Source organism: Paraburkholderia podalyriae (genome assembly GCF_014397785.1).
GTDB lineage: Bacteria > Pseudomonadota > Gammaproteobacteria > Burkholderiales > Burkholderiaceae > Paraburkholderia > Paraburkholderia podalyriae.
Genome location: NZ_VZQQ01000032.1, coordinates 55375 through 77560, shown reverse-complemented (window position 1 = coordinate 77560; position 22186 = coordinate 55375). Strand labels below are relative to the sequence as shown.

18 protein-coding genes and 1 pseudogene are annotated in these 22186 nt (G+C 62.8%); 7 read left to right on the top strand and 12 right to left on the bottom strand.

Annotation, left to right across the window (positions count from 1 at the left end; genetic code table 11):
- Nucleotides 1–541: 541 nt before the first annotated feature.
- Complete coding sequence (locus F6X42_RS28440; RefSeq protein WP_187637381.1) at nucleotides 542–1441, bottom strand: LysR family transcriptional regulator; 900 nt, start codon at nucleotides 1439–1441, stop codon at nucleotides 542–544.
- A gap of 195 nt (nucleotides 1442–1636) precedes the next feature.
- Between F6X42_RS28440 and F6X42_RS28435 the strand changes: the two are divergent.
- Nucleotides 1637–2417: pseudogene (locus F6X42_RS28435) on the top strand (SDR family oxidoreductase).
- A 57-nt stretch (nucleotides 2418–2474) separates the two neighbouring features.
- Nucleotides 2475–2882 (top strand): nuclear transport factor 2 family protein, encoded by a 408-nt coding sequence (locus F6X42_RS28430; protein WP_187637380.1) that lies wholly within the window; start codon nucleotides 2475–2477, stop codon nucleotides 2880–2882.
- A 442-nt stretch (nucleotides 2883–3324) separates the two neighbouring features.
- On the opposite strand, the gene waaA is transcribed toward F6X42_RS28430, so the two are convergent.
- From waaA to F6X42_RS28410, 4 genes are all read right to left on the bottom strand, one after another.
- The gene (gene waaA, locus F6X42_RS28425) at nucleotides 3325–4638 is read right to left on the bottom strand and encodes a lipid IV(A) 3-deoxy-D-manno-octulosonic acid transferase (RefSeq protein ID WP_187637379.1); all 1314 of its coding nucleotides are present in this window, start codon (nucleotides 4636–4638) and stop codon (nucleotides 3325–3327) included.
- 97 nt (nucleotides 4639–4735) lie between these two features.
- A complete protein-coding gene (gene kdoO, locus F6X42_RS28420) occupies nucleotides 4736–5620 on the bottom strand; it encodes a Kdo hydroxylase KdoO (protein ID WP_187637378.1) in 885 nt (294 codons plus the stop codon).
- A 96-nt stretch (nucleotides 5621–5716) separates the two neighbouring features.
- Nucleotides 5717–6658 (bottom strand): lipopolysaccharide heptosyltransferase I, encoded by a 942-nt coding sequence (gene waaC, locus F6X42_RS28415; protein WP_246530257.1) that lies wholly within the window; start codon nucleotides 6656–6658, stop codon nucleotides 5717–5719.
- A 236-nt stretch (nucleotides 6659–6894) separates the two neighbouring features.
- Nucleotides 6895–8289: a phosphomannomutase/phosphoglucomutase gene (locus F6X42_RS28410; RefSeq protein ID WP_187637376.1), complete on the bottom strand. Its 1395-nt coding sequence runs from the start codon at nucleotides 8287–8289 to the stop codon at nucleotides 6895–6897.
- Nucleotides 8290–8645: 356 nt separating this feature from the next.
- Here F6X42_RS28410 and F6X42_RS28405 point away from each other — a divergent pair, with 356 nt between their 5' ends.
- The 4 genes from F6X42_RS28405 (at nucleotide 8646) to galE (ending at nucleotide 12996) form a co-directional block, all read left to right on the top strand.
- On the top strand, nucleotides 8646–9908 hold the full coding sequence (locus F6X42_RS28405; RefSeq protein WP_187637375.1) for an oligosaccharide flippase family protein: 1263 nt from the start codon (nucleotides 8646–8648) through the stop codon (nucleotides 9906–9908).
- Nucleotides 9905–10735: a glycosyltransferase gene (locus F6X42_RS28400; protein ID WP_187637374.1), complete on the top strand. Its 831-nt coding sequence runs from the start codon at nucleotides 9905–9907 to the stop codon at nucleotides 10733–10735. The genes F6X42_RS28405 and F6X42_RS28400 overlap by 4 nt, the downstream gene beginning before the upstream one ends.
- 77 nt (nucleotides 10736–10812) lie before the next feature.
- The gene (locus tag F6X42_RS28395) at nucleotides 10813–11961 is read left to right on the top strand and encodes a glycosyltransferase family 4 protein (protein ID WP_187637373.1); all 1149 of its coding nucleotides are present in this window, start codon (nucleotides 10813–10815) and stop codon (nucleotides 11959–11961) included.
- 12 nt (nucleotides 11962–11973) lie between these two features.
- On the top strand, nucleotides 11974–12996 hold the full coding sequence (gene galE / locus F6X42_RS28390; protein ID WP_187637372.1) for a UDP-glucose 4-epimerase GalE: 1023 nt from the start codon (nucleotides 11974–11976) through the stop codon (nucleotides 12994–12996).
- A gap of 155 nt (nucleotides 12997–13151) precedes the next feature.
- On the opposite strand, the gene F6X42_RS28385 is transcribed toward galE, so the two are convergent.
- Nucleotides 13152–14705 (bottom strand): DUF3488 domain-containing protein, encoded by a 1554-nt coding sequence (locus F6X42_RS28385; protein ID WP_187637371.1) that lies wholly within the window; start codon nucleotides 14703–14705, stop codon nucleotides 13152–13154.
- 184 nt (nucleotides 14706–14889) lie between these two features.
- Nucleotides 14890–16455 (bottom strand): methyl-accepting chemotaxis protein, encoded by a 1566-nt coding sequence (locus tag F6X42_RS28380; RefSeq protein ID WP_187637370.1) that lies wholly within the window; start codon nucleotides 16453–16455, stop codon nucleotides 14890–14892.
- A gap of 248 nt (nucleotides 16456–16703) precedes the next feature.
- Between F6X42_RS28380 and F6X42_RS28375 the strand changes: the two genes are divergently transcribed.
- The gene (locus F6X42_RS28375) at nucleotides 16704–17804 is read left to right on the top strand and encodes an MraY family glycosyltransferase (RefSeq protein WP_187637369.1); all 1101 of its coding nucleotides are present in this window, start codon (nucleotides 16704–16706) and stop codon (nucleotides 17802–17804) included.
- A gap of 165 nt (nucleotides 17805–17969) precedes the next feature.
- Here F6X42_RS28375 and F6X42_RS28370 read toward each other — a convergent pair whose 3' ends face one another.
- From F6X42_RS28370 to F6X42_RS28350, 5 genes are all read right to left on the bottom strand, one after another.
- Nucleotides 17970–18224, bottom strand: a complete 255-nt coding sequence (locus tag F6X42_RS28370; RefSeq protein ID WP_187637368.1) for a hypothetical protein — start codon at nucleotides 18222–18224, stop codon at nucleotides 17970–17972.
- Nucleotides 18205–18723, bottom strand: a complete 519-nt coding sequence (locus tag F6X42_RS28365; RefSeq protein ID WP_187637367.1) for a DUF2778 domain-containing protein — start codon at nucleotides 18721–18723, stop codon at nucleotides 18205–18207. Before F6X42_RS28365 ends, F6X42_RS28370 begins: the two co-directional genes overlap by 20 nt.
- Before the next feature lie 365 nt (nucleotides 18724–19088).
- Nucleotides 19089–19346 carry a hypothetical protein gene (locus F6X42_RS28360; RefSeq protein WP_187637366.1) on the bottom strand — a complete coding sequence of 86 codons (258 nt, stop codon included), beginning with the start codon at nucleotides 19344–19346 and terminating at the stop codon, nucleotides 19089–19091.
- Entirely contained in the window at nucleotides 19327–19845 is a 519-nt protein-coding gene (locus F6X42_RS28355; RefSeq protein WP_187637365.1) for a DUF2778 domain-containing protein, read from the bottom strand. The genes F6X42_RS28360 and F6X42_RS28355 overlap by 20 nt, the downstream gene beginning before the upstream one ends.
- Nucleotides 19846–20304: 459 nt before the next feature.
- Entirely contained in the window at nucleotides 20305–22185 is a 1881-nt protein-coding gene (locus tag F6X42_RS28350; RefSeq protein WP_187637364.1) for a polysaccharide biosynthesis protein, read from the bottom strand.
- Nucleotide 22186: the final 1 nt, after the last annotated feature.

Genomic DNA, 22186 nt, shown 5'->3' with positions numbered 1-22186 from the left:
CTTAAAGAGGCCGCTGAAACGCTTGCGAGAAAAACGAAAACCAGCTAAATAAAACCCTTAGTCCTGCTGCACAGGGTGGGGGAATTTGCGCGACCATAAGTGGGGGAGTTTCAACTGACCGTCCGGGACGAGAGTCCCGTGTCTCGACGCGGGCGAGGCGGTTTTCTCCGGCACGACAGAGGCCGCTACATCGGAAATCCGTCGGCAAAGCTATCGCGGAGATAGCTGACGAACAGGCTGACTGCACGCTAAATGGCTTGAACCGTCCGCATCGGGCAGGAGCCGGCCACTTTCAGTCGTTCACCCGTTCGCTCAACCGGACATTCAACCGGCCGCTTCTCCTGAGACAACGGCCAATCACTCTTTGGGAGTTGTATATCGCGGGTCCCGGTAGAAAGATGTCCAAAGCCCATCGCGTGGGCTTCTTTAGCGGTCCTGGTCAGAATGGCAGAAGCGCATGCTGATCAGCGCAGCCCGTCACCGTAATGAGGCGGCCGAGTTCGATGACTTTGCGTTTGTGGTCGTCACCGACCGCCGTCACTCAGACCGACGCGAACAGCGTGGTTACCCAGTCGACAAACACCCTAACCTTGGTGCTGTACCGGCGGCTCGGCGGATAAGCGATGTAGACGTCGATAGGCGCGGGCCGCCATTCCGCGAGAACAGGCACAAGCTTCTTCTGCTTGATAAAAGGGCGCACCATGAAGTCCAGCGTGTGAACTATCCCGAGACCGCTAAGCGCAGTCGCGAGATGCGCGTTGCTTTCGCTAACGAGCACGTCGTTGCGTGGGCGATCCAGCGTAACAGTCTCCGCACCCCGACAGAATTGAAGCGGCTGCGTAAGCCCGGTGCTCGCGGAAAAGTATCCAACCACTGGCATGTTCCTATCAACGATCTCGCGCGGATGTTTCGGCGTGCCGTGCTTTGCCAGGTACGCGGGACTCGCGCATGTGGTCCATGAGAGCGTGCCGATCGAATGCGTCACCAGAGCGGGATCATTGGCCGTGCTTCGAATCGCGCAGTCGATGTTCTCAGCGATGAGATCGGCAGTGCGGTCGGTGACGCTCAGTTGCATCTGTATTTCAGGATATCGCGCGCAAAAGGCCGGCAATGCGGGGATGATGATGCCGCTGGCGGTCGATCCGCCAGCGTCGACCCTCAAAGCGCCGCGCGGGCTTGCCTGATCCCGGCCAAGCGTAGCTTCGATGTCATCGAGTTCGCTGAGCAGGTGACGCGTACGTTCATAGTAGGCAGCCCCATCGGTCGTTACGCTGACGCTCCTCGTGCTGCGTTCCAGCAGCTTCACGCCGAGATGTTCTTCGAGCGATTTGATCCACTTGCTCACCGTGGCATTCGGCATGTTCAAGGAAAGCGCGGCTCGTCCGAAGCCGCCTGTCTCGACAACCCGGGCAAAGATGCGGATGGCCTGCAGATGATCCATTGATTCACCTCGCAAATTATTCACCGCGGTGAATAGCGTTTGGGAAACGGTCTTGCCTGGCGTCTCGGTTGCGCCCGATACGGTTTCTATTATCCACAATCATGGATAAAGAAACCACAGATACCGCATTTATCTCTGTTTGAAATCTATATACGCTTGAGTCATCGATCAACCCCGCTCGACAAGGAGCCCCAGATGACTACTCTCCACGCCAACATTCACGTCACCAAACACGCCGGCAAGGTTGCGCTTGTCACCGGCGGCAGCACCGGGATCGGCTTTGCCGCCGCAAAGCGCCTTGCTCGCGAAGGCGCAACGGTGTTCATCACCGGACGACGCGAGCCGGAACTGGACGCAGCGGTGGTGGAGATCGGGCACGGCGCCCGTGCGATCCGTGGCGATATCTCTTCGACGGTCGACCTTCAAAGCGTTATCGATACCCGTGTCGGCGGCGCACCAGAAGATTGATATTCTTTTCGCGAACGCGGGCGGCGGCGAGTTTGCGCCGCTCGGCAGTATTACCGAAGCGCAATTCGAAAAATGCGTCGGCATCAACATGAAAGGCACGTTGTTCACCGTGCAAGCCGCACTGCCATTGATGCCGCCAGGCAGCGCAATCGTGATAACCGGATCGATCGCGGCAATCCAGGGCACCCCCGCGTTCGGTGTCTATGCCGCAACCAAGGCAGCGTTGCGTTCGTTCGCGCGCACCTGGGCATCCGATCTCAAAGGCCGTGACATTCGCGTGAACGTGGTTGCGCCCGGCGTCGTGGTTACGCCTGCCTACAAGTCCGAACTCAGACTGACTGACGAGCAGATCGACGCGTACAGCAAGGAAGTCGCCGAAACGACCCCGCTTGGGCGGGTTGGTACCGCCGACGAGATCGCCAAAGCGGTGTCCTTCCTCGCTTCGGACGATGCCAGCTACATCACCGGCATCGAGTTGTTCGTCGACGGTGGACGCGCGCAGGTCTGACGCTTCAGCACCCCGCTTCCATCCCTCCCGCAGAGCAATACAAACCGGAAAAACACGATGAATAGGCAAGAAAACATTCGCCTCGCGCAGCAGTTCCTCGAAAAGATCGGATCCGGCGCGAGCGGCGTCGAGATTGCCGCGTTATGCACACCGGATCTCGATTGGAACATTCCGGGCGACTCAGGTGTGTTGCCGTGGGTTGGGCACAAAACCGGGCGCGAGGCCATGTCCGACTTCGTCAGGGACACCCAAACCACGATTGAGCGCGTGCGCCTTGATATAAAGGATGTTCTGGCAAGCGACGAGCGGGCCGTCATCCTCGGCCATCTCCAAACCCGGATCAACGCCACGGGAAAGCTGATCGATAGCGCGTTCGCAATCATCCTGACTTTCGCGGATGGAAAGATCGCCAGCTTCCTGATGCTCGAAGACAGCTTCGCCACGTCGATGGCGGCTCGGCATTGACTCACCGTGCCGACTGATCGTCTATCGTGCAGTGCAATCAGCGGTAGGAATTCACCCCGCGCTCCATCGCATCAAGAAACATGCGCGTGCGCGAGCGCCGATACGCGAGGTCACGGCTCAGCGACTGCGCTGGACTTATTGATGCCTGTTTTTACTTCGCAAGCGGCCCTTCAAGTGTTGACGGCGTGAAGGACAGAAACGGGTCGACAGCCGCCCGACGAGTGCGAGGACGCAGCGGCCACCGTTGGCCCCTGCACCGCGCAATGAGCATTTTTAAACTGCGCATCAAAAACAAGACCCGGGATTCCGGGCGCTTGTTTTCCAGCGCTAGCCAGATTTGTTCGCTATCCGCGGCACCACGATCGCATTTAACCAGCACGGTCTGCACTTTCTGCGTCATCCGACAAAGCACTACACCGCGTTGCACGGCAGCCGCCCAACCCTACTCCGGCAACAACGCCGCCAACACATCGACCGTCCTTGCCGTCGCCCCGCGATGGCTCGCCGCAAACGCGGCAGCCGCACCGCCCATCGCGAGCCGCCGCGACTTGTCGCCGAACAGCTCGCGCAGCGCGCGCGCCAGACCCGCCGGGTCCTGCACCTGCACGGCGGCACCGGCCGCGACCGCATCGGCGGTGGCCTGCGTGAAGTTGAACATGTGCGGCCCGATTAGTACCGGCACGCCGACCGCGCACGCTTCGATCAGGTTCTGTCCGCCGAGCGGCAACAGACTGCCGCCGATAAACGCAAGATCCGACGCCGCGTAGTAAGCGCCCAACTCGCCCATCGAATCGCCCAGCAGCACGTTCACATCGTGACGCAACGGCGGCACGCCATCGTCGGCGCCAAGCGCCGCCGAGGCAACCTTCGCGTCGGGTGCCCAGTTCGATCGGCGTTCGAGCCGCATCCCCGCCTTCTCGACGAGCGCCGCGACTTCATTGAAGCGTTGCGGATGACGCGGCACCAGAATCAGCAGCGCATCGTCGATGCCGAGCGCCGCGAACGCGTCGAGCACGAGCGCTTCTTCGCCCTCGCGCGTGCTCGCCGCGACCCACACGGGCCGCGTGCCGATCGCCGCGCGCCACGCGTGGCCTCGCGCCGCGAGTTCGGGCGGCGTGCTCATGTCGAACTTCAGATTGCCGAGCACCGCGACGTTGCGCGCGCCGAGCGACGTCAAGCGCTCCGCATCGGATGGACTCTGCGCGAGCACGCGCGCAAAGCCGCCGAACACGTCCTTCGTCGCGCCGCCGAACTTCGCCGCACGCTTATACGATCGCGCCGACATCCGCGCGTTGGTCAGCACGAGCGGCACCTCGGCGCGCCGGCATTCGTCGATCAACGTCGGCCACACCTCGGTTTCCATCACGAGACCGAGCGACGGTCGCCATGCGCGCAGAAAACGCCGAACTGCGTGCGGTATATCGTACGGTAGATAGCTGCGCAACACGCGGTCGCCGAAAATCTCGATGCCGGTCGCGCGGCCGCTCGGCGTCATGTGCGTGAGCAGAATGCGCGCGTCGGGGCGCGCTTTCATCAGCGCATCGATCAGCGGCTGCGCGGCGCGCGTCTCGCCGACCGACACCGCATGCACCCAGATCAATGGCGCGCTGTCATCAGGCAAGCGTCCGCGCGAATAACCGAAGCGCTCGCCGATATGCTCGCGATAACCGCGCTCCTTGCGCGAACGGATCAACAGACGCAGCACGGCAAGCGGCGCGATCAGCCACCAGAGCGCGCGATAGATCGCTCTTAGCATCGGCGCTCCGCGTGGTTCGCCCGCCTCGGCAAGCCCACGGCGCTCATGCGCGCCCTGCGGACCGGCGCCTGCCGAGCTCTCGAATCAACCGCCGCGCTCAAACCAGCGCCCTGCCCTTCAGGCGCTCGAGAATGCCGAGCGGCGCGCATTCCGGCTGCGCCATCGCCTTCACCGGCAGGAAGAAAGTCTGTTCCAGCATGAACTGGCCGGACATCACCGCGTGCGAGGTCTGGTCGGAGAAGCACACCCACACGCTACCCGGCGGAAACGGCATGGTCTGCTGCGGACTCGTCTTCTGATAGTCGAGGTCGGCTTTCATGCCGTCGTGCAGACTGAGCATCAAATGATCGTATTCGCTGCGCAGCGATTTGGTGACGTGCAGCAAATTTAGTAGCCACGCGGTGCCCGGCATCTGCGGCTTGATGCGCGGCAGGAAGCGCTGCGCCATGTCCTCGAACGGCTCGCCGACGCGCCATACGCGCGGCACGCCATGCGGGTTCACATTGGTGAACACGCGCAGGATGCGCTCGCCGTAATTCGGCCGCGATGGAAACGCGTCGATGTGCAGGCGGCTATCGTCCTTGCGCCACGAGGTTTCGCGTGTCTCGACCTGATGCAGCCGCAGGCTCGTCGGCGCGACCCGCAGCTTGCCGCTGTACTCGGGAAACAGCCCGTCGACGAGCGTGCGCGCATTCGCCTGATAACGCGCGATCAACGCGCGCACCGCCGATTGCGTGACCGCATCGCCGGCCACGCCATGTAGCGCACCGCCGTTCGGTTCGAGGCTGATGTTCTTGCGGTTGGGATCGGCGAGCGCCGGGTCCAGCAGCGCCTGCTCGCCGCCGTCGATCGCGAAGCGCAGGTTCGGGAAGTACAGCACCTTGCCGCGCTCGACGCCGCCGAGCAGCGTCTCGCGTGGCACGGACAGGTTGCGCCCGTGCCAGTCGGCGTTCGCTACTTCGATGATCTGGGTTTCGTTCATGATCGCCCTTGGGAACGGAGGGTGCGCAAGGCGAAGCGCACCGGCGGGTTGCAGCCCGTGCTGATGACTGCCGGCCCGGGCTACCGCAGACCCGGGTTACAACAAACCGAAGTCGGCCAGCGTCGACTTGACCTGCCGCAGCGTGGGCGGCTGCCCGGCCGCGCCGAGATTGACGACGTTCGGCGACCAGTAGCCGCCGGTGCGCCACGCGGTCGAGAAATTGTACAACTCGACCGTGGGCCGCTTCAGCGCCGCCGCGATATGGACCAGACCTGTGTCGACCCCGACCGTCGCGGCCGCGCCATCGATCAGCCCGACCACCGCCGCCAGCGACAGCTTCGGCGGCACGATCGCGGCCGCGCCGAACTCCTTCGCGAGCCGCTCACTGGTCGCGCGCTCGGCGTCGCTGCCCCATGGCAGCACGATCGACGCGCCGCGCCGCACCAGCGACTGCCCGAGCTCGATCCACGCGGCATCGGGCCACTGCTTGTCGGCGCGCGAGGTCGCGTGCACGAACACCACGTACGGCACCGGCAGATTCAGATTCGCCTGCGACAGCGCGAGCGCGGCACGGCCCGTATCGAGACCGAAGTCGATGTCGTCGGTGGCTTGCGGCGGCGGATCGTTCAGCGCCGCGGCCACCAGTTGCCGCGTGCGTTCGACCACGTGCGTGCGCGGCGCGATCGGCACTCGCCGCCCGTAGAAAAAGCGCACCGGCCATTCGTAGCCGGCGCCTTCGGTGCGATTGCCGAGGCCGACGAGCGGTCCGCGCGCCATGCTCGCGAGCCACGCGGTCTTGATGAGCCCCTGGCAGTCGATCACCAGATCGTAGTGCTCGGCGGCGAGCGCGCGACGAAACGCACCGATCTCGCGCCAGTTGTCGACGGACAGGATGCGCTTGCGCCAGCGCCGCAGCGACACCGGAATCGCGCGCCGCACGCCGCTCACGAGTTCCACGAGCCCGACGAAGCTTTCCTCGACGAGCCAGTCGATCTGCGCGTCGGGATGGCGGCGACGGATGTCGGCGATTGCGGGCATGTTGTGAACGACGTCGCCCAGCGACGACACCCTCACGATCAGTATCTTTTGCGCGCTCAAGAGTGGGAAAACCGGCTATCCGGCATCGAAGATGCGTTGAAAGGACCGCAATTCTAGCGCGTCATCGGTAAAACACATGAAAAACGCGGCGCGGTAAGGCAACCCGCGCCGCGTTCGGTAGCGGCGACGCTTCGATCCGTCTGAACGGGCTTCGAAGCGCGCCGCCGCGTCAGCCGTCAGAACGGCAGTTTCGCATCGGCCTTCTCCGCGAGAATCACGCGACGGAAGTCGTCCTGGATGCGTTTGAGCGCCGCGTCGTTGTCGGCTTCGAAACGCATCACGACGACCGGCGTCGTGTTCGACGAACGCGCGAGGCCGAAGCCGTCCGGATACTCGACGCGCAGACCGTCGATCTTCACGACGTTGTCCGCGCCGGTGAACTTCGCGTTCTGCTGCATACGGGCGATCAGCTCGAAGTTCTCGCCTTCCTCGAGCTTCAGCTGCAACTCGGGCGTGGAGTGCGAGTTCGGCAGCGAGTTCAGCAGCTTGCTCGGGTCGGCGACACGCGTGAGGATCTCGAGCAGACGCGCTCCCGTGTACAGGCCGTCGTCGAACCCATACCAGCGGTCCTTGAAGAACACGTGGCCGCTCATTTCGCCAGCCAGCGGCGCGCCGGTTTCGCGCAGCTTCGCCTTCACGAGCGAGTGGCCGGTCTTCCACATCAGCGGCTCGCCGCCCTTGTCCTTGACCCACTTCGCGAGATTGCGCGTGCACTTCACGTCGTAAATGATCTGCGCGCCCTTGTTGCGCGACAGCACTTCTTCGGCGAACAGCATCAGCTGACGGTCCGGGTAGATGATCTGGCCGTCTTTGGTGACGACGCCGAGGCGGTCGCCGTCGCCGTCGAACGCGAAGCCGATTTCCGCATCCGTTTCCTTCAGCGCGCGAATCACGTCTTCGAGGTTCTCCGGGTGCGCCGGGTCCGGGTGGTGATTCGGGAAGTTGCCGTCGACTTCGGTGAACAGTTCGACGAGTTCGCAGCCGAGCTTCCTGAACAGCTTCGGCGCGAGCCCACCGGCCACGCCGTTGCCGGTATCGACGACGATCTTGATCGGACGCGCGAGCTTCACGTCGCTCACGATGCGCTCGAGATACGCGTCGGCGATGTCGTACTCGGTGTAGCTGCCGTTACCGTCGGCGAAGTTCTGCTCGACGATGCGCTGATGCAGCGCGAGAATCTGCTCGCCGTAAATGGCCGCGCCGCGCAGCACCATCTTGAAGCCGTTGTAGTCCGGCGGATTATGGCTACCCGTCACGACGATGCACGAGTCGACGCGGCGCTCGCCGCCCGCCAGTTTCAACGGTACGCTTGCCGCGAAGTAGCCGACCGGCGTGGGCACCATGCCCACGTTGACGACATCGACGCCGGCCGCACGCAGACCGTCGGACAGCGCCCCGATCAACTCGGGACCCGACAGGCGCCCGTCGCGCGCGACCACGACCGCGTCGCCGCCCTGCGCGCGCACTTCGCTGCCGAACGCGCGACCGATGGAACGCGCGGCGTCGGCGTCGAGCGTCTTGCCAATGACGCCGCGAATGTCATAGGCCTTGAAAATGGATTTGGAGATCATGTTGGCTCACTTGCGTGCAATGGAAAATTTTGACCTGCGCACCGACGGCAACCGGTAACAATCGCCGGGAACAATCGCCGTAAAAAAATCGCGGTAAAAACTCGCGTTAAAAAGCCGAAGTCATACTCGCGTTAAAAATGCGTGTTACCGCCTCGATGCGCCCTTGCCGGAAGCGGTCCGGTTCCAACTTATAATTGCGTTCTTCTGACCAGCCTGAATACCGCCATTCTAATGCTTAGACGCCCTCCTTTTGCAAAGTTGCCGTGGCTGCCGGCCGGGCGGGCGAACCCGCATAGCGCCGCAGGCACGGCCGCAAAAGGCGGCTCGACCGACGCACGGCGGCGAGCGGCCAACGGATGCTGACGCTCAAGCGCTTCGCCAATCCCGACGTCACCCGCGCATTTGCGAACATCGTCTGGCTGGGTCTCGAGCGGCTCACGCAGATCGGCGTCGCGATCGTGATCAGCGGCATGCTCGCCCGTTACTTCGGGCCCGATACGTTCGGCAAATGGCAGTACGCGAACACGCTGCTGCTGGTGCTGTCGCCGATCACGTGGGTCTGCGGCGCCGAAATCCTCGTACCGACCATCGTCAACCGGTCGCCCGAACAACTCGGCACCGTACTCGGCAGCGCGTTCGCGTTGCGCTTTTCGGTGTCGGCCGTTGCGCTGATGCTGACATGGCTCGGCATTGCGCTGCATTGGTTCGACCCGCTTGTCGGTGCGATGCTCGCGGGCCTCGCGGTGACGATGCTGTTTCGCGAGCCGTTCGTCGGCGTGATCAACGCGTGGCTGCAAAGCATGACCTACAGCAAGCCGCAGTTGCTGACCAGCATGAGCACCGCGGTGATCAAGGCTGGCTTCGTCTATCTGCTGGTGCGCGCGATGGCCGCGCCCGCGCGCTTCGGCTGGCTGTGGGCGCTCGAATCGGCGGCGATCGGCGCGGTGCTGTTGCTCTACTTCATGCGCCGGCATGGCGGCAAGCTCGGCTGGCATGTCGAACGTTCGCTGTTCAGGCACTTCGCGAGCGCTGGCACCGTGTTCTGGCTCGGGCTCATCTGTATGTATCTTTTTCTGAAACTGGACCGGCTGATGCTGGAGCGCGCGATTTCGTTCGCCGACCTCGGACGCTACTCGGCCGCCCAGCAACTCAACGAAAACTGGATCACGCTCGCGCTGATGCTCGCGCAAACCATCGCGCCCGCTTTCGTCTATCGCGTGCAGGGCATCGCGCAACTGCGCCGCAATATGTGGCGGCTCACCGCGCTGACCGCCGTGCTGATGGTGGGCGGCGCGCTCATGCTCGATCTGCTCGCGGGTTTCATTATCCGCCGCGTGTTCGGCCCGGACTTCGAAGGCGCGATCGACATCTTCCGCGTGGCCGTGTGGCTCTCGGTGCCCGCCGGTATCGAGGCGATCGGCAATCTGGTCGTGCTCAAGTATCAGGCCAGGTTCGTGTTGCTCGCGAAGTGGCTGCTCGCGCTCGCCGTCGCGTTCGCGGTCAATCTGCTGGCAATTCCTCGACTCGGTGCTTACGGCGCGCTCGTCGGCCTCGCCGCCGGCTATCTGGCGGCCGCCTCCGTCAATCTTTATTACATCCGTTTCAAATTGCGCCCATGACGAATTCATCCGCCACCGCGCAAACCACGCTCGACGACGTCGCGGTGCTGATGCCCGCGTACAACGGCCAGTCGGACGTCGATTCTACGCTTGCGTCGTTCGAAGAAAGTGCGCTGGTGCACGTACTGATCGTCGATGACGGCAGCACGCCGCCGATCGTCGCGCCCACGCTGCCGAACCTGAAGATCGAAGTGCTGCGCATGGCGCAGAACGGCGGCATCGAGCGCGCGCTGCGAACCGGCATCGACGCGCTCGCGCAGCGCGGCTTTCGCTATGCGGCGCGCATCGACGCCGGCGATCGCCCGGCGCCGCGACGGCTCGCGAAGCAGCGCGCTTTCATGGAAGCGCATCCCAATGTGGCGGGCCTGGGCATGTGGACCCAGGTCGTCACGCGCGCGGGCGAACCGCTATTCATGCTGACGCCGCCGGCCGAGCCGAACGCGATCCGGCGCCAGCGCTTTTTCCGTTCGTGCCTCGCGCATCCGTCGATGATGCTGCGTATCGATGCCGTGCGCACAGTCGGCAACTATCGCGCCGCGTATCGTTCAGCCGAGGACCTCGATCTGTTCGTTCGTCTGATGGAACGCTACGACTGCGCGAATCTGCCGGAGCTCGGCCTTTTCTATGAGCTGAACGAAGGCGGCATCAGCGCGACGAAGCGGCGGCGGCAGATCGGCTCGACGCTGCGTTTGCAGTTGCGCTACTTCAACGTGGCCAATCCGTACGACTGGTTGGGTCTCGCGAAGAATCTGCTGCATCTGATGCTGCCTTATCGCACGTTGCAGCGGGTCAAGCGCGCACTGCTCACGCCGCGCGCGAGCCGTTGAGTCGCGCTGCGTATGAGCGCTGCCGCTGTATTCGTATCGCTGGTCCACATTTCATTCAACGCCCGGCCCCTTTCCGCATGAAGCCCTCTTTCAAGTCGACGCCCGCGCTGCGCATTACACTCGTCTGCAACACGGCCTGGGCAATCTATACGTACCGGCAAGGGCTGATCCGCACACTGATCGGACGCGGCGTCGACGTGACGGTGCTCGCGCCGCGCGACCGCACGTTCGAGCTGCTCGCCGCGATGGGCTGCCGTTGCATCGAACTGCCGGTTGCGTCGAAGGGCACGAGTCCGGGCGAGGATCTGCGCACGCTGGTCGCGCTCTATCGGCAGTACAGGACGATTCATCCGCATGTCGTGTTTCACTACACGATCAAGCCGAACATCTACGGCTCGATCGCGGCGAAGCTGGCTGGCGTGCAATCGGTGGCGGTCACCACCGGGCTCGGCTATGTGTTCATCCAGCACAGCCGCGCCGCGCAGATCGCCAAAAGGCTGTATCGTTTCGCGTTCCGCTTTCCGCGTGAAGTGTGGTTCCTGAATCGCGACGACCAGGCCGCGTTCATCGACGGCAAGCTGCTCGCGCATCCTGAGCGCGCGCGGCTGTTGCATGGCGAGGGCGTCGATCTGGAGCAGTTCCCGTTCACGCCGCTGCGCGAGCGCGCGCAGTTTCGCTTCTTGCTGATCGGGCGCTTGCTGTGGGATAAAGGCGTCGGCGAATACGTCGAGGCCGCGCGGCAGTTGCGTGCGCGCTATCCGCATGCGCGCTTCCAGCTGCTCGGGCCGGTCGGCGTCGACAATCCGAGCGCGATCACACGCGATGAAGTCGCCGCGTGGGAACAGGAAGGCGTGATCGAGTATCTGGGCGAGGCGCACGACGTGCGGCCGTTGATCGCCGATGCCGATTGCGTCGTGCTGCCCTCGTATCGTGAAGGCGTGCCGCGCACGCTGATGGAAGCGTCGGCGATGGGCCGGCCGATCGTCGCGACCGACGTGCCCGGCTGCCGCGAAGTGGTGGCCGACGGCGTCAACGGCTTGCTGTGTGAAGTGCGCAGTGCGCAGAGCCTCGCCGCGAGCCTCGCGCGCATGCTGGACATGAGCGGCGCGGAGCGGCGCGCGATGGCGGAACGCGGCCGGCAGAAGGTCGCGACCGAATTCGACGAACGCATGGTCATCGAAACCTATAAAGATCTGGTGCAAAAAATCACGGGCGTTTTACTTTAACGGAGTAACAGCATGACCACGAAAGGCACGATTCTGGTAACGGGCGGCGCGGGTTTCATCGGCTCGCACACCTGCGTCGAACTGCTGAACGGCGGCTACGACGTCGTGGTGATCGACAACCTGGTGAACAGCAAGCGCGAATCGCTGCGGCGCGTCGAACAAATTGCCGGCCGTTCGGTGAGCTTCTACGACAACGATGCGCGCGACGCGGCCGCGCTGCAGCGGATTTTCGACGCGCATCCGATCACCGGCGCGATCCACTTCGCCGCGCTGAAAGCGGTCGGCGAATCGGTCGCGAAGCCGATCGAGTACTACGCGAACAACGTCGGCAGCCTGCTGACGCTGCTCGGCGTGATGCGCGATCGCAACGTCAGGCAGTTCGTGTTCAGCTCGTCCGCAACGGTATACGGCGTGCCGAAAAGCTCGCCGATCGACGAATCGTTTCCGCTGTCGGCGACCAATCCGTATGGTCAATCGAAGCTGATCGCCGAGCAGGTCCTGCGCGATCTCGAAGTGTCGGACCCGTCGTGGCGCATCGCGACGCTGCGCTACTTCAATCCGGTCGGCGCGCATGAGAGCGGCCTGATCGGTGAAGATCCGGCCGGGATTCCGAACAACCTGATGCCGTACGTCGCGCAGGTTGCGGTCGGCAAGCTCGACCGCCTGCGCGTGTTCGGCGGCGACTACGAGACGCCCGACGGCACCGGCGTGCGCGACTACATCCACGTGGTCGATCTCGCGCGCGGGCACCTCGCCGCGCTCGATGGGCTCGTCAAGCGCGATGCGAGCTTCGTCGTCAATCTCGGCACGGGGCAGGGCTATAGCGTGCTCGACGTGGTGCGCTCGTTCGAGCAGGCGTCGGGACGGCCGGTGCCGTACGAAATCGTCGCGCGCCGCCCGGGCGACATCGCGCAGTGTTTCGCGGACCCCAGCGCCGCCGAAAAGATCATCGGCTGGCGCGCGCAGTTCGGCATCGAGCGCATGTGCGCGGACCACTGGCGCTGGCAGTCGATGAATCCGCAGGGGTTTGCCTGACGTTCGCGGCGCGATCTCCGTCGCGCCGGCCTGACAGATGAGGCCGGCGGCCGGCCCGCATCACGGCCGGCATCACAGCCCGCATCACAGCCTGGATCGCTCACGCGCCGCTGGCGCGTGCGCTGGGTCGCGCTCCGCGGCGAACTGCTTACTGCTTACTGCGCGGATTCGCGCGGATAAAAATATAATCCCGAAACGTTCACCACACTTGTCAACCCCTCCTTCGGCACTGCTGACACGAGAAAGCGCCGGTGGGCGCTTCGAATTTTGTCAGGCGTGCAACGCGCCGATCGAGTGAACACGAGCTGCCAGTTTTGCGCGATGCAAAACGGTACGCTGCCCTGGCGTTTGGCATACGCTTCGATGCCCACCAGAACAGGCCACAGCCGTTCCCAATCCGCGGAGCCATCGAGGTCGAAAACAGGCACGCCGCCCCCCGCGTCGAGATTGCGGATAGCTGCGTAAGCAGCGGGAATTTGCGGATCGTTGTATTGGGAAACGTTTTCAGGCGGCTGATGAATCCGGATCGCAGTGAACGCCCCGACGGCCACGCAAACGATCACGGCAATGGGCAGACTCGCAACCGTCACATTGTCGAGAACGCGCTTCGCCAGCAACGTGAGCGCCAGAGCAGGCACGGCATAGTAGAAGATCCCGACATAGGTCAGCGAAAGATCGTCGACTCCGAAAACCGCATAAAACAGAAAGGCGACCGTCGCACTGGCCAGTGCCAACGACAATGCCCGCTCAGGCATGTCACGGCCTTCATTGTCCCGCGCGGGATCGTTGGTCACGAGAACCGCACAAGCCACCGCGCCCAGCAAAATGCCGAAGATTCCGTTACTCCAGAAAAGACCGGCAAAGCGCACGGCGTCCACGAAACGGTTGGCTTTGTGGGCACGCCCAAAAGCGGCATATTCAGCGAGGGGGCCAGGAAAATGAAGGATCGTCTGGATCGCGAGAGGAATAAGGAAAAGCACCACAATCGCCAATGCAACAGCGATGGTTCGGAAATTGGCCGCGAGGTATTGGCGGCTCAGCACCCAGGTTTCACTGGAACCCGACCTGCGCGAAAGCCAGCTATTGGCTATCAGCGCGCACGCCAGCATGACGATAGTCATTCCAAGAAAAGAGGCGTGACCATTCAGAAGAAATCCAAGGCTCACGGCAAGCAGCACAAGCCCGTCTGCGCGGCCCATGATCAATGCGCCCACGGACACCGTGAAGGCCGCAAAAGCGAAGTAGTAAAGATGGGGGAACCAGGGACCCGCGAAGGCCTGGTAGCTGATGTAAGCGGTGATACCAACGAATAAGGCCGTCGTGACGACGGCCGCCGCAGTGCCGCTCCGGGTCGCCCACTGCATCCTGATCAAAAGCGTCCCGATTGCCGCGATCCAGAAACCGGAAAGCAGCGCAACCGCATAGATCTGACCGGAAAACGGTGACGCGACCCAGTGCATCAGGTCGGAAAATACGATCTCGCCCGCGGCAAGCACGTACAGAAACGCGGGGCCAGGATGATTGAACCCGACGCGCGAGTAATGTCCGACGAGCAGCTTCAGATGCTTCGCGTCGGCGATCAGCAACGAGTTCGCCGCAAAGTCTCCGACTTCGTGTAGCGGAACGGACGCAAAGGTCTGACCGAACACGATAATGAACATCCCGACACACAGCGCCGAAATAAAAAATGCTGCCAAACCCTTGAGCATCGAACACCTGTTTTCGCTTTATCCAACACTTTGCTGTGATCTGGCGCGATTTCCCGGCAAACCACTTGATGAAGAAAGTGGAAGAAACTGGCAGCCAAAGCGGAGGTCAGGATGGAAAGCAGGATTCTAAGGTAGCTATCGGCGCGCTATGCGATCGACAGCTCCCATTTCTGCGGGCCAGGCGCTAAGCGGGCACCCGCGACTCTTCGAGCCGAAACACGGCAATGGCCTCCTTCAGAACATTGGCCTGCTCCTCCAGCGACTTCGCCGCGGCCGCCGCCTGCTCGACGAGCGCCGCGTTGTGCTGCGTGACCTCGTCGATCTGCGACACCGCCTTGTTGACCTGTTCGATACCATCGCTCTGTTCGAGCGCCGACGCCTCGATCTCGCTCATCACGCCGGTCACGCGCTCGACCGCTTTCATCGCTTCCTGAATCGTCTTCTGCGCATCCGACACCAGCGACGCGCCCTCCTCGACCTTCGCCGCCGATTCGCCGATCAGCTCCTTGATCTCCTTGGCCGCCGCGCCGGAGCGCTGCGCGAGGCTACGCACTTCCGAGGCGACCACCGCGAAGCCGCGCCCCTGCTCGCCTGCGCGCGCCGCTTCGACGGCCGCGTTCAACGCGAGAATGTTGGTCTGGAACGCGATCCCCTCGATCATGCCGATGATCTCCGTGACCTTGCGCGACGACTCGCTGATGCCGTCCATCGTCTCCGTCACACGCGACACCACCTTGCCGCCGCGCGTGACCGTATCGAGTGCGCCGTGCGCGAGACGGTTCGCCTGCTTGGCGTTGTCGGCGTTCTGCTTCACGGTCGCCGACAGCTGCTCCATGCTCGCCGCGGTCTGCTGCAGCGCGGCCGCCTGCTGCTCGGTGCGCGCCGACAGATCGGCATTGCCCGACGCGATTTCGTTCGCGCCCTGCGTGATCGCGCTCGTGCTGCCGCGCACCTTGCCGACCGTTTCGACGAGGCCGTCGCGCATCCGCGTCAGCGCGCCGAGCAGCTGGCCCATCTCGTTGCGCGATTTCACCTTGATCGCGACGCTCAGGTCGCCAGCGGCGATGCGCTCGAAGTGCTTGACCGTCGCGTTGACCGGCTTGATCAGCGCCGACGACAACGCGACGCGCGCGCCCACGGCAATCGCGAGCGCGATCACCGCAATCGCGCCGAACAGCGCCGTCGCGAGCTGGAAGCGTCGCGCGCCGGTCGCGGCCTGCTGATGCCGATTGTCCATCTGCGCTCTTTCGAGCGCGTCGATCGCTTTCGAGTACGACGCGTACAGGCTGTTCGCGGTATCGCCCTGGATGTTGCGGAAGGTGTTGAAGTCGAAGTCGGTCAGTGCCTTGAATTCCGGCTCGATCGCCTTGTCGACGAGCGCCGCGCGCGCATCCCCGACGCTCTGCGCGAACTTACGCTCGGCGTCGCTCGCGAACGGGCTGGCCATGTAGTTGCGGAAGTCGTTGTTCGATTCGACCAGCACCTTGTGCGCGGCCGGCAGCAGATCGTCGGTCTGCTTGCCGACGCTGAACAGCGTCTGATAGGTGCCCAATGCGAGCTGCACCTGCAAAAGCTTCTCCGAACTCGCCTTCAGATGCGACAGCGCAGCGGCGCTGCGCTGCGTGTCGTCGAGGCTGCCGTTGGCGAGCTTCAGCGCGCCGTAACCGACAGCGATCACCGTCAGAAGGAAGGCGACGAATACGCTGATCACGAGCGTCAGTCCGCCACGAATTGTGATGTTATTTAGCATTGGATCTCCGGAACGCCTGTGTTTCGCGCGACTTACACTTCGTCGCATCCAGGTTTACGGTCATTGCGCGCGCGCGCCGCATAGGGGGAATCCATGACGAGCGAGCGCTCGCGGGCCTCGGCGGGCGGCTTCGGTCTCGCTATCTGGGATTTTTTGCTGTCCCGCCTGAAAACCTTGCGCGGCGGCCGCACGCCGGCCGCCGCGTGTTTCGTTTGTATAATTCCGCGTCTTCGCTCAGGCCCACTTTCATGCTCAGTTTTGCGCTCGGCTTTCTCGTCTCCCTGCTGATCACGCTGTTGATCGTGCGCTATGCGCATCTGCATGAAAAATTCTCGACCGATACCGATCTGGCCGGCGTGCAGAAATTCCACGTGCGTCCGGTGCCGCGCATCGGTGGGACCGGGATTCTGGTCGGGTTGATCGTCTCCGCGGCGCAATTGCATCGCGCGTATCCGGCCGTGTCGGGCGGCATTCTGGGGCTGATGGCGTGCGGCATGCCGGCGTTCGGCTCGGGGCTCGCCGAGGATCTGACCAAGCGCGTGTCGCCGCTCGCGCGCCTCGTGTGCACGATGGCGGCCGCCGCGCTCGCCTGGTTCTTTCTCGACATCGCGGTCACGCGCATCAGCGTGCCGCCGCTCGACTTTCTGCTGTCGTATGCGGCGATCTCGTTCGTGGTCACGGTACTCGCGGTCGCGGCGCTCGCCAACGCGATCAATATCATCGACGGCTTCAACGGCCTCGCGTCGATGGTCGCGTGCATGATGTTCGCATCGCTCGCGTATGTGGCGTTCCAGGTGCATGACCCGGTCGTGCTGTCCGCGTCGTTCATGATGATGGGCGCGGTGCTCGGCTTCTTCATCTGGAACTTCCCGGCCGGACTGATTTTTCTCGGCGACGGCGGCGCTTACTTCATCGGCTTCATGCTCGCCGAGTTGTCGATCCTGCTCGTGATGCGCAATCGCGACGTATCCGCGTGGTATCCGGTGCTGCTCTTCATGTACCCGATCTTCGAGACCTGCTTCTCGATCTACCGCAAGAAGTTCATTCGCGGCATGTCGCCGGGCATTCCGGACGGTGTGCATCTGCACATGCTGGTCTACAAGCGGCTGATGCGCTGGGCGGTCGGCGCGCGCACCGCGCGCGAACTGACGCGCCGCAACTCGCTGACGTCGCCCTATTTGTGGCTACTGTGCCTGATCGCGGTCGTGCCCGCGACGCTGTTCTGGCGGCACACGCTGCATCTGTTCTGCTTCGTTGTGGTGTTCGCGGCGACTTATGTGTGGCTTTATGTGAGCATCGTGCGGTTCAAGTCGCCGCGGTGGATGGTGGTGAGGAAGGGTAAGCGGTGAGCAGAAGCGACAAAGACACCGAGGGCACCTTTTTTTGTTGGTCGAAATAGCCTTAGCCGCCTCGAAAGGTGGTTCATATGTACATGAAACCCCTCTCGTCACCGAGATTCCTCGAAATTCATCAATGCGCGGGATTAAAAAAAGCCCCGTCGCCGGGGCTTTCGTCTACTTCTTGCGATACCACCGCCATAGCTTCATGATCGCCACATACGCCAGCACCGCCGCGATCAGTTCAATCGTCACCCACACCACGATATACAAATCTTCGGGGTCGCGGACACCGAGCCAATCCGAAGCCCCCCACCACGCTCGCGCTTCACCTTCTGTCCACTGATGGGATATCCGGACATAACGAAATGAAAGAAGAAACAACCCGATAAACAGCGCGATTTTGAAGAGCCTACGGACAAGTGTTGCCATATGTGATGACCTCGATTGTTCCGTAGGCGCGAAGCCCCGACATGCCGGCAGAGATCGTCATGGTGCGCAGGAGTGAGTTGCGGATTCTCAGGAAATCCGTACGGCTCGGCAGGGTAATGCAGCCAAGCGAAACACCCCGACCACCTGCCGGATGCAACCGGAACTGGCCACGCTTGACGCCATTGACCCATGTCCAGTCATCAATCACACCATCGTCACGATATAGCGCGAACCATTCGTTGTGATCGGTTGGCCTCCCATCATAGGCATTAAACGCATCTTTTATCCGCGCTAAAGCCGTGGAGCCTACACCGCCAGCAGGACGCGCGACGATCCAGTATTTACCAGCGGGAATTGGCCCTTTGCCCACCACCGCCGTGCAGCCGCCCCGATTGCGATATTGCTGATCACCCGAAAACGCGTCGAATGTGCCGATGCCATTAATGGTGAGCGGTGACAGCGGCGCGTTGTTCACGAGAAATTTGCCGAAGTAAGCCATGTTTCACGCCTCCTGATTGCGCTGGCTGTAGGTCATTGCGTTCTGCATAGGTTCCTTCCGTTGGTGAACCTTGACCGCAAGCGCGCGTGCCGCTGGCGCGCTACAGGTCGATTCCGGATTTGCCGCCTCTTTCGCCTGGACAAAAAACGCGCCCCAAGGGCGCGCAAAATCAAAACCTTTGCATCACAGAAAAGAGCCAACAGAGCCGCCACCTCAGCAGGAATGACATACCGGGCGGCGACGGCTCAATGCTAGGTGTATGTGCCGGGCGCAGGCTTCGGACAACTCCGAAACGCCGAGGCGTGCACGATGGTCGTCAACTCTCCTGGGCAAAAATACAAAAGCCCGGTCGCCGGGGCTTTCATCTACGTCGTGCGATACCACCGCCATAGCTTCACGATCGCCACATACGCCAGCGCCGCCGCGATCAGTTCAATCGTTACCCACACCACGAAATACAAGTCTTCGGGATCGCGGACACCAAGCCAGCGCGAAGCAGCAAACCATGCGCGCGACTCGCTTTCTGTCCACTCATAATGGTATGGACGGACATAGAGCAGGGAGAGATAGCACAGGCCGATAAACAGGGCGACCTTGAACACCCTACGGGCAAGTGTTGCCATATGTGATGGCCTCAATTGTTCCGTAGGCGAGAAGGCCCGAACTGCGCACGGGAATTTTGACGGTGTGCAGCAGCGCGTTGCGGATTGTCATGAAATCGCTATGGCTCGGCAGGGTGATGCAGCCAAGCGAAATCCCGCGTCCGCCTGTCGGATGCAAACGGAACTGCCCGCGTTTGACGCCATTAATCCACGTCACATCATCAATCGTCCCATCATCACGATATAGCGCGAACCATTCACCGTGATCCGATGGGTGACCCATTGCTGCATTCCACTCATCTTTTGTCCATGCAAACACCTGAGAACGGATGCCACCCGTGGGGCGGTCCACGATCCAGTATTTACCGGCAGGGAGCGGCCCATCATTAGGCACCATCGTGCAGCCGCCCCGATTGCGGTATTGATTGTTGCCTGAATACGCGTTGAATGTGCCGATGCCAAAAATCGTGAGCGGTGATAGGGGCTCGCTATTCACGAGAAATTTGCCGGTGTAGGGCATGTTTCACGCCTCCTGATTGCGCTGGCTGCAGGTCATTGCGCCCAGCATAGGTTCCTTCCGTTGGTGAACCTTGACCGTGAGCGCGCGCGTGCCGCTGGCGCGCTACAGGTCGATTCCGGATTTGCCGCCTCTTTCGCCTGGACAAAAAAACGCGCCCGAAGGGCGCGCAAAACCAAAGCCTTTGCATCACAGAAAAAGAGCCAACAGAGCCGCCACCTGACGTACCGGGCGGCGACGGTTCAATGCTGGGCGTATGTGCCGGGCACAGGCTTCAGACAACTCCGAAAGCCGGGGCGTGCGCGATGGTCGTACTCTCCTGGGCAAAAATAAAAAAGCCCCAGCAGGTCTGTAGGGGCTTTTATCGATAAACATCCGACGGCCAATTTCAACGGGTCGAATGACCTGCCTTCGCGAGTACTGATGCTTCGACTACTCCGATGACTCGCGGCAGCGGAACGCCTACGACACCCGCGTCGCCGGCGCCACGCTACGCAACGTAGTCGCCGTCGCCGGCAGGTACTCCGGCACCCAGCGCCGCAGATCGCGCCGCACTTCATCGTCGGCCGGCACGCGATGCTGCATCAGCCACGGCAGCAGGTTGTCGATCAGGCTGTCCGGCACCTCGCGCGCCTGCGCGATGCGCAGCTTCGGGTGCGGTGTGCGCGTGGTCGTTTCGTCGTCCGCGAGCAATTCCTCGTAGAGCTTTTCGCCCGGGCGCAGGCCCGTGAACACGACGCGAATCTGCTCTTCGGTGAAGCCGTACAGCCGGATCAGATCATGCGCGAGATCGGCGATTCGCACCGGTTTGCCCATGTCGAGAATGAAGATCTCGCCGCCGCGCCCCATGCTCGACGCCTGCAACACGAGCTGCGACGCCTCGGGAATCGTCATGAAGAAACGCGTGATCTCCGGATGCGTGACCGTCACAGGCCCGCCGCGCGCGATCTGCTCCTGGAACTTCGGAATCACGCTGCCCGCGCTGCCAAGCACGTTGCCGAAGCGGACGGTTTCGAACTGCGTGCGCCGCGCGCCCTGCTGCTGCAGCGCCGAGCACGCCATCTCCGCGAGCCGCTTGCTCGCGCCCATCACGTTGGTCGGGTTGACGGCCTTGTCGGTCGAGATCAGCACGAAATGCGCGACGTCGTGGCGGATCGCGGCGCGCGCGACGCGGTACGTGCCAAGCACGTTATTGCGCACCGCCTGCCACGTGTTGACCTCTTCCATCAAGGGCACGTGCTTGTAGGCCGCCGCATGAAACACGATGTGCGGACAATAGCGCGCCATCACCTGGTCGAGTAGCAGCGAGTCCTTCACGTCGCCGACGAGCGGCACCACCGACACTTCCGGATACTTGTCGCGCAGCTCTTCGTTCAGCCGATAGATCGAGAACTCGGAGATGTCGAACGCGACCAGTTGCACCGGCCCGAAGCGCAGGATCTGCCGACACAGCTCCGAGCCGATCGAGCCGCCCGCGCCCGTCACCATCACGACGCGGTTTTTCAGCAGCGCGGCGACGTGCTCGGTGTCGATCGTCACCGGGTCGCGGCCGAGCAAGTCTTCGAGATCGATCTGCCGCACCCGCGACAGGAACGCCTGACCCTGCGTGAGCGGCGTGAGCGCGGGCAGCGTCATCGCGCGTACGCCGGCGCGCACGCACAGCGTGGCGATGCGCCGATGCGCTTCCACCGACGCCGACGGCACCGCGATGATCACATGCTCGACCTTCAGTTCCGCGCTGATCTGGTGCAGATCGCTGATCGCACCGAGCACGCGATAGCCGTAGATTTCACGGCCCTGCTTGATCGGATCGTCGTCGAGCAGACCCACGAGGCGCCATTGCCCCGAGCGCTTCAACTCGCGCACGAGGTTCGCGCCGGCATTGCCCGCGCCGAGCACGAGCACCGGCTTGCCCTGGCCGACGAGTCCGCCGTAGCGATAGAACTCCTTGGCCGCGCGATACAGCGCGCGTGAGCCGCCCATCGTCAGGAACAGCAGCATCGGCGACACGATCAGCACCGAACGCGGCACGACCGGCGCCGGCTGCAACAGCGCCGAGCCGATCACGACGACCAGCGCCCCGACGCCGATCGCCTTCGCGATCCGCACGAGATCGGGCAGGCTCGCGAACACCCACATGCCGCGATACAGGCCGTAGCTGCGAAACATCACCGCGTAGATCAGCAGCACCCAGACGAGCGCATGCAGCCCGCTCGACCAGAACGGCGCGGGCACCGGCCCGTTGAACCGGATCACATAGGCCAGCAGCCAAGCCATCGCCACCGCGCACAGGTCGAACGCAAACGCACTGAACGAAAGCCATCTGGCTTTGAAGCTTTTCATT

What these genes read in the sequence shown, in the direction of transcription:
- F6X42_RS28370 (WP_187637368.1), bottom strand. Translation starts at nt 18,224, where the DNA reads ATGGCAACACTTGTCCGTAGGCTCTTCAAAATCGCGCTGTTTATCGGG.
- galE (WP_187637372.1), top strand. Translation starts at nt 11,974, where the DNA reads ATGACCACGAAAGGCACGATTCTGGTAACGGGCGGCGCGGGTTTCATC.
- F6X42_RS28395 (WP_187637373.1), top strand. Translation starts at nt 10,813, where the DNA reads ATGAAGCCCTCTTTCAAGTCGACGCCCGCGCTGCGCATTACACTCGTC.
- F6X42_RS28380 (WP_187637370.1), bottom strand. Translation starts at nt 16,455, where the DNA reads ATGCTAAATAACATCACAATTCGTGGCGGACTGACGCTCGTGATCAGC.
- F6X42_RS28350 (WP_187637364.1), bottom strand. Translation starts at nt 22,185, where the DNA reads ATGAAAAGCTTCAAAGCCAGATGGCTTTCGTTCAGTGCGTTTGCGTTC.
- F6X42_RS28365 (WP_187637367.1), bottom strand. Translation starts at nt 18,723, where the DNA reads ATGGCTTACTTCGGCAAATTTCTCGTGAACAACGCGCCGCTGTCACCG.
- waaA (WP_187637379.1), bottom strand. Translation starts at nt 4,638, where the DNA reads ATGCTAAGAGCGATCTATCGCGCGCTCTGGTGGCTGATCGCGCCGCTT.
- F6X42_RS28400 (WP_187637374.1), top strand. Translation starts at nt 9,905, where the DNA reads ATGACGAATTCATCCGCCACCGCGCAAACCACGCTCGACGACGTCGCG.
- F6X42_RS28375 (WP_187637369.1), top strand. Translation starts at nt 16,704, where the DNA reads ATGCTCAGTTTTGCGCTCGGCTTTCTCGTCTCCCTGCTGATCACGCTG.
- F6X42_RS28410 (WP_187637376.1), bottom strand. Translation starts at nt 8,289, where the DNA reads ATGATCTCCAAATCCATTTTCAAGGCCTATGACATTCGCGGCGTCATT.
- kdoO (WP_187637378.1), bottom strand. Translation starts at nt 5,620, where the DNA reads ATGAACGAAACCCAGATCATCGAAGTAGCGAACGCCGACTGGCACGGG.
- F6X42_RS28430 (WP_187637380.1), top strand. Translation starts at nt 2,475, where the DNA reads ATGAATAGGCAAGAAAACATTCGCCTCGCGCAGCAGTTCCTCGAAAAG.
- F6X42_RS28440 (WP_187637381.1), bottom strand. Translation starts at nt 1,441, where the DNA reads ATGGATCATCTGCAGGCCATCCGCATCTTTGCCCGGGTTGTCGAGACA.
- F6X42_RS28360 (WP_187637366.1), bottom strand. Translation starts at nt 19,346, where the DNA reads ATGGCAACACTTGCCCGTAGGGTGTTCAAGGTCGCCCTGTTTATCGGC.
- F6X42_RS28405 (WP_187637375.1), top strand. Translation starts at nt 8,646, where the DNA reads ATGCTGACGCTCAAGCGCTTCGCCAATCCCGACGTCACCCGCGCATTT.
- F6X42_RS28355 (WP_187637365.1), bottom strand. Translation starts at nt 19,845, where the DNA reads ATGCCCTACACCGGCAAATTTCTCGTGAATAGCGAGCCCCTATCACCG.
- waaC (WP_246530257.1), bottom strand. Translation starts at nt 6,658, where the DNA reads ATGCCCGCAATCGCCGACATCCGTCGCCGCCATCCCGACGCGCAGATC.
- F6X42_RS28385 (WP_187637371.1), bottom strand. Translation starts at nt 14,705, where the DNA reads ATGCTCAAGGGTTTGGCAGCATTTTTTATTTCGGCGCTGTGTGTCGGG.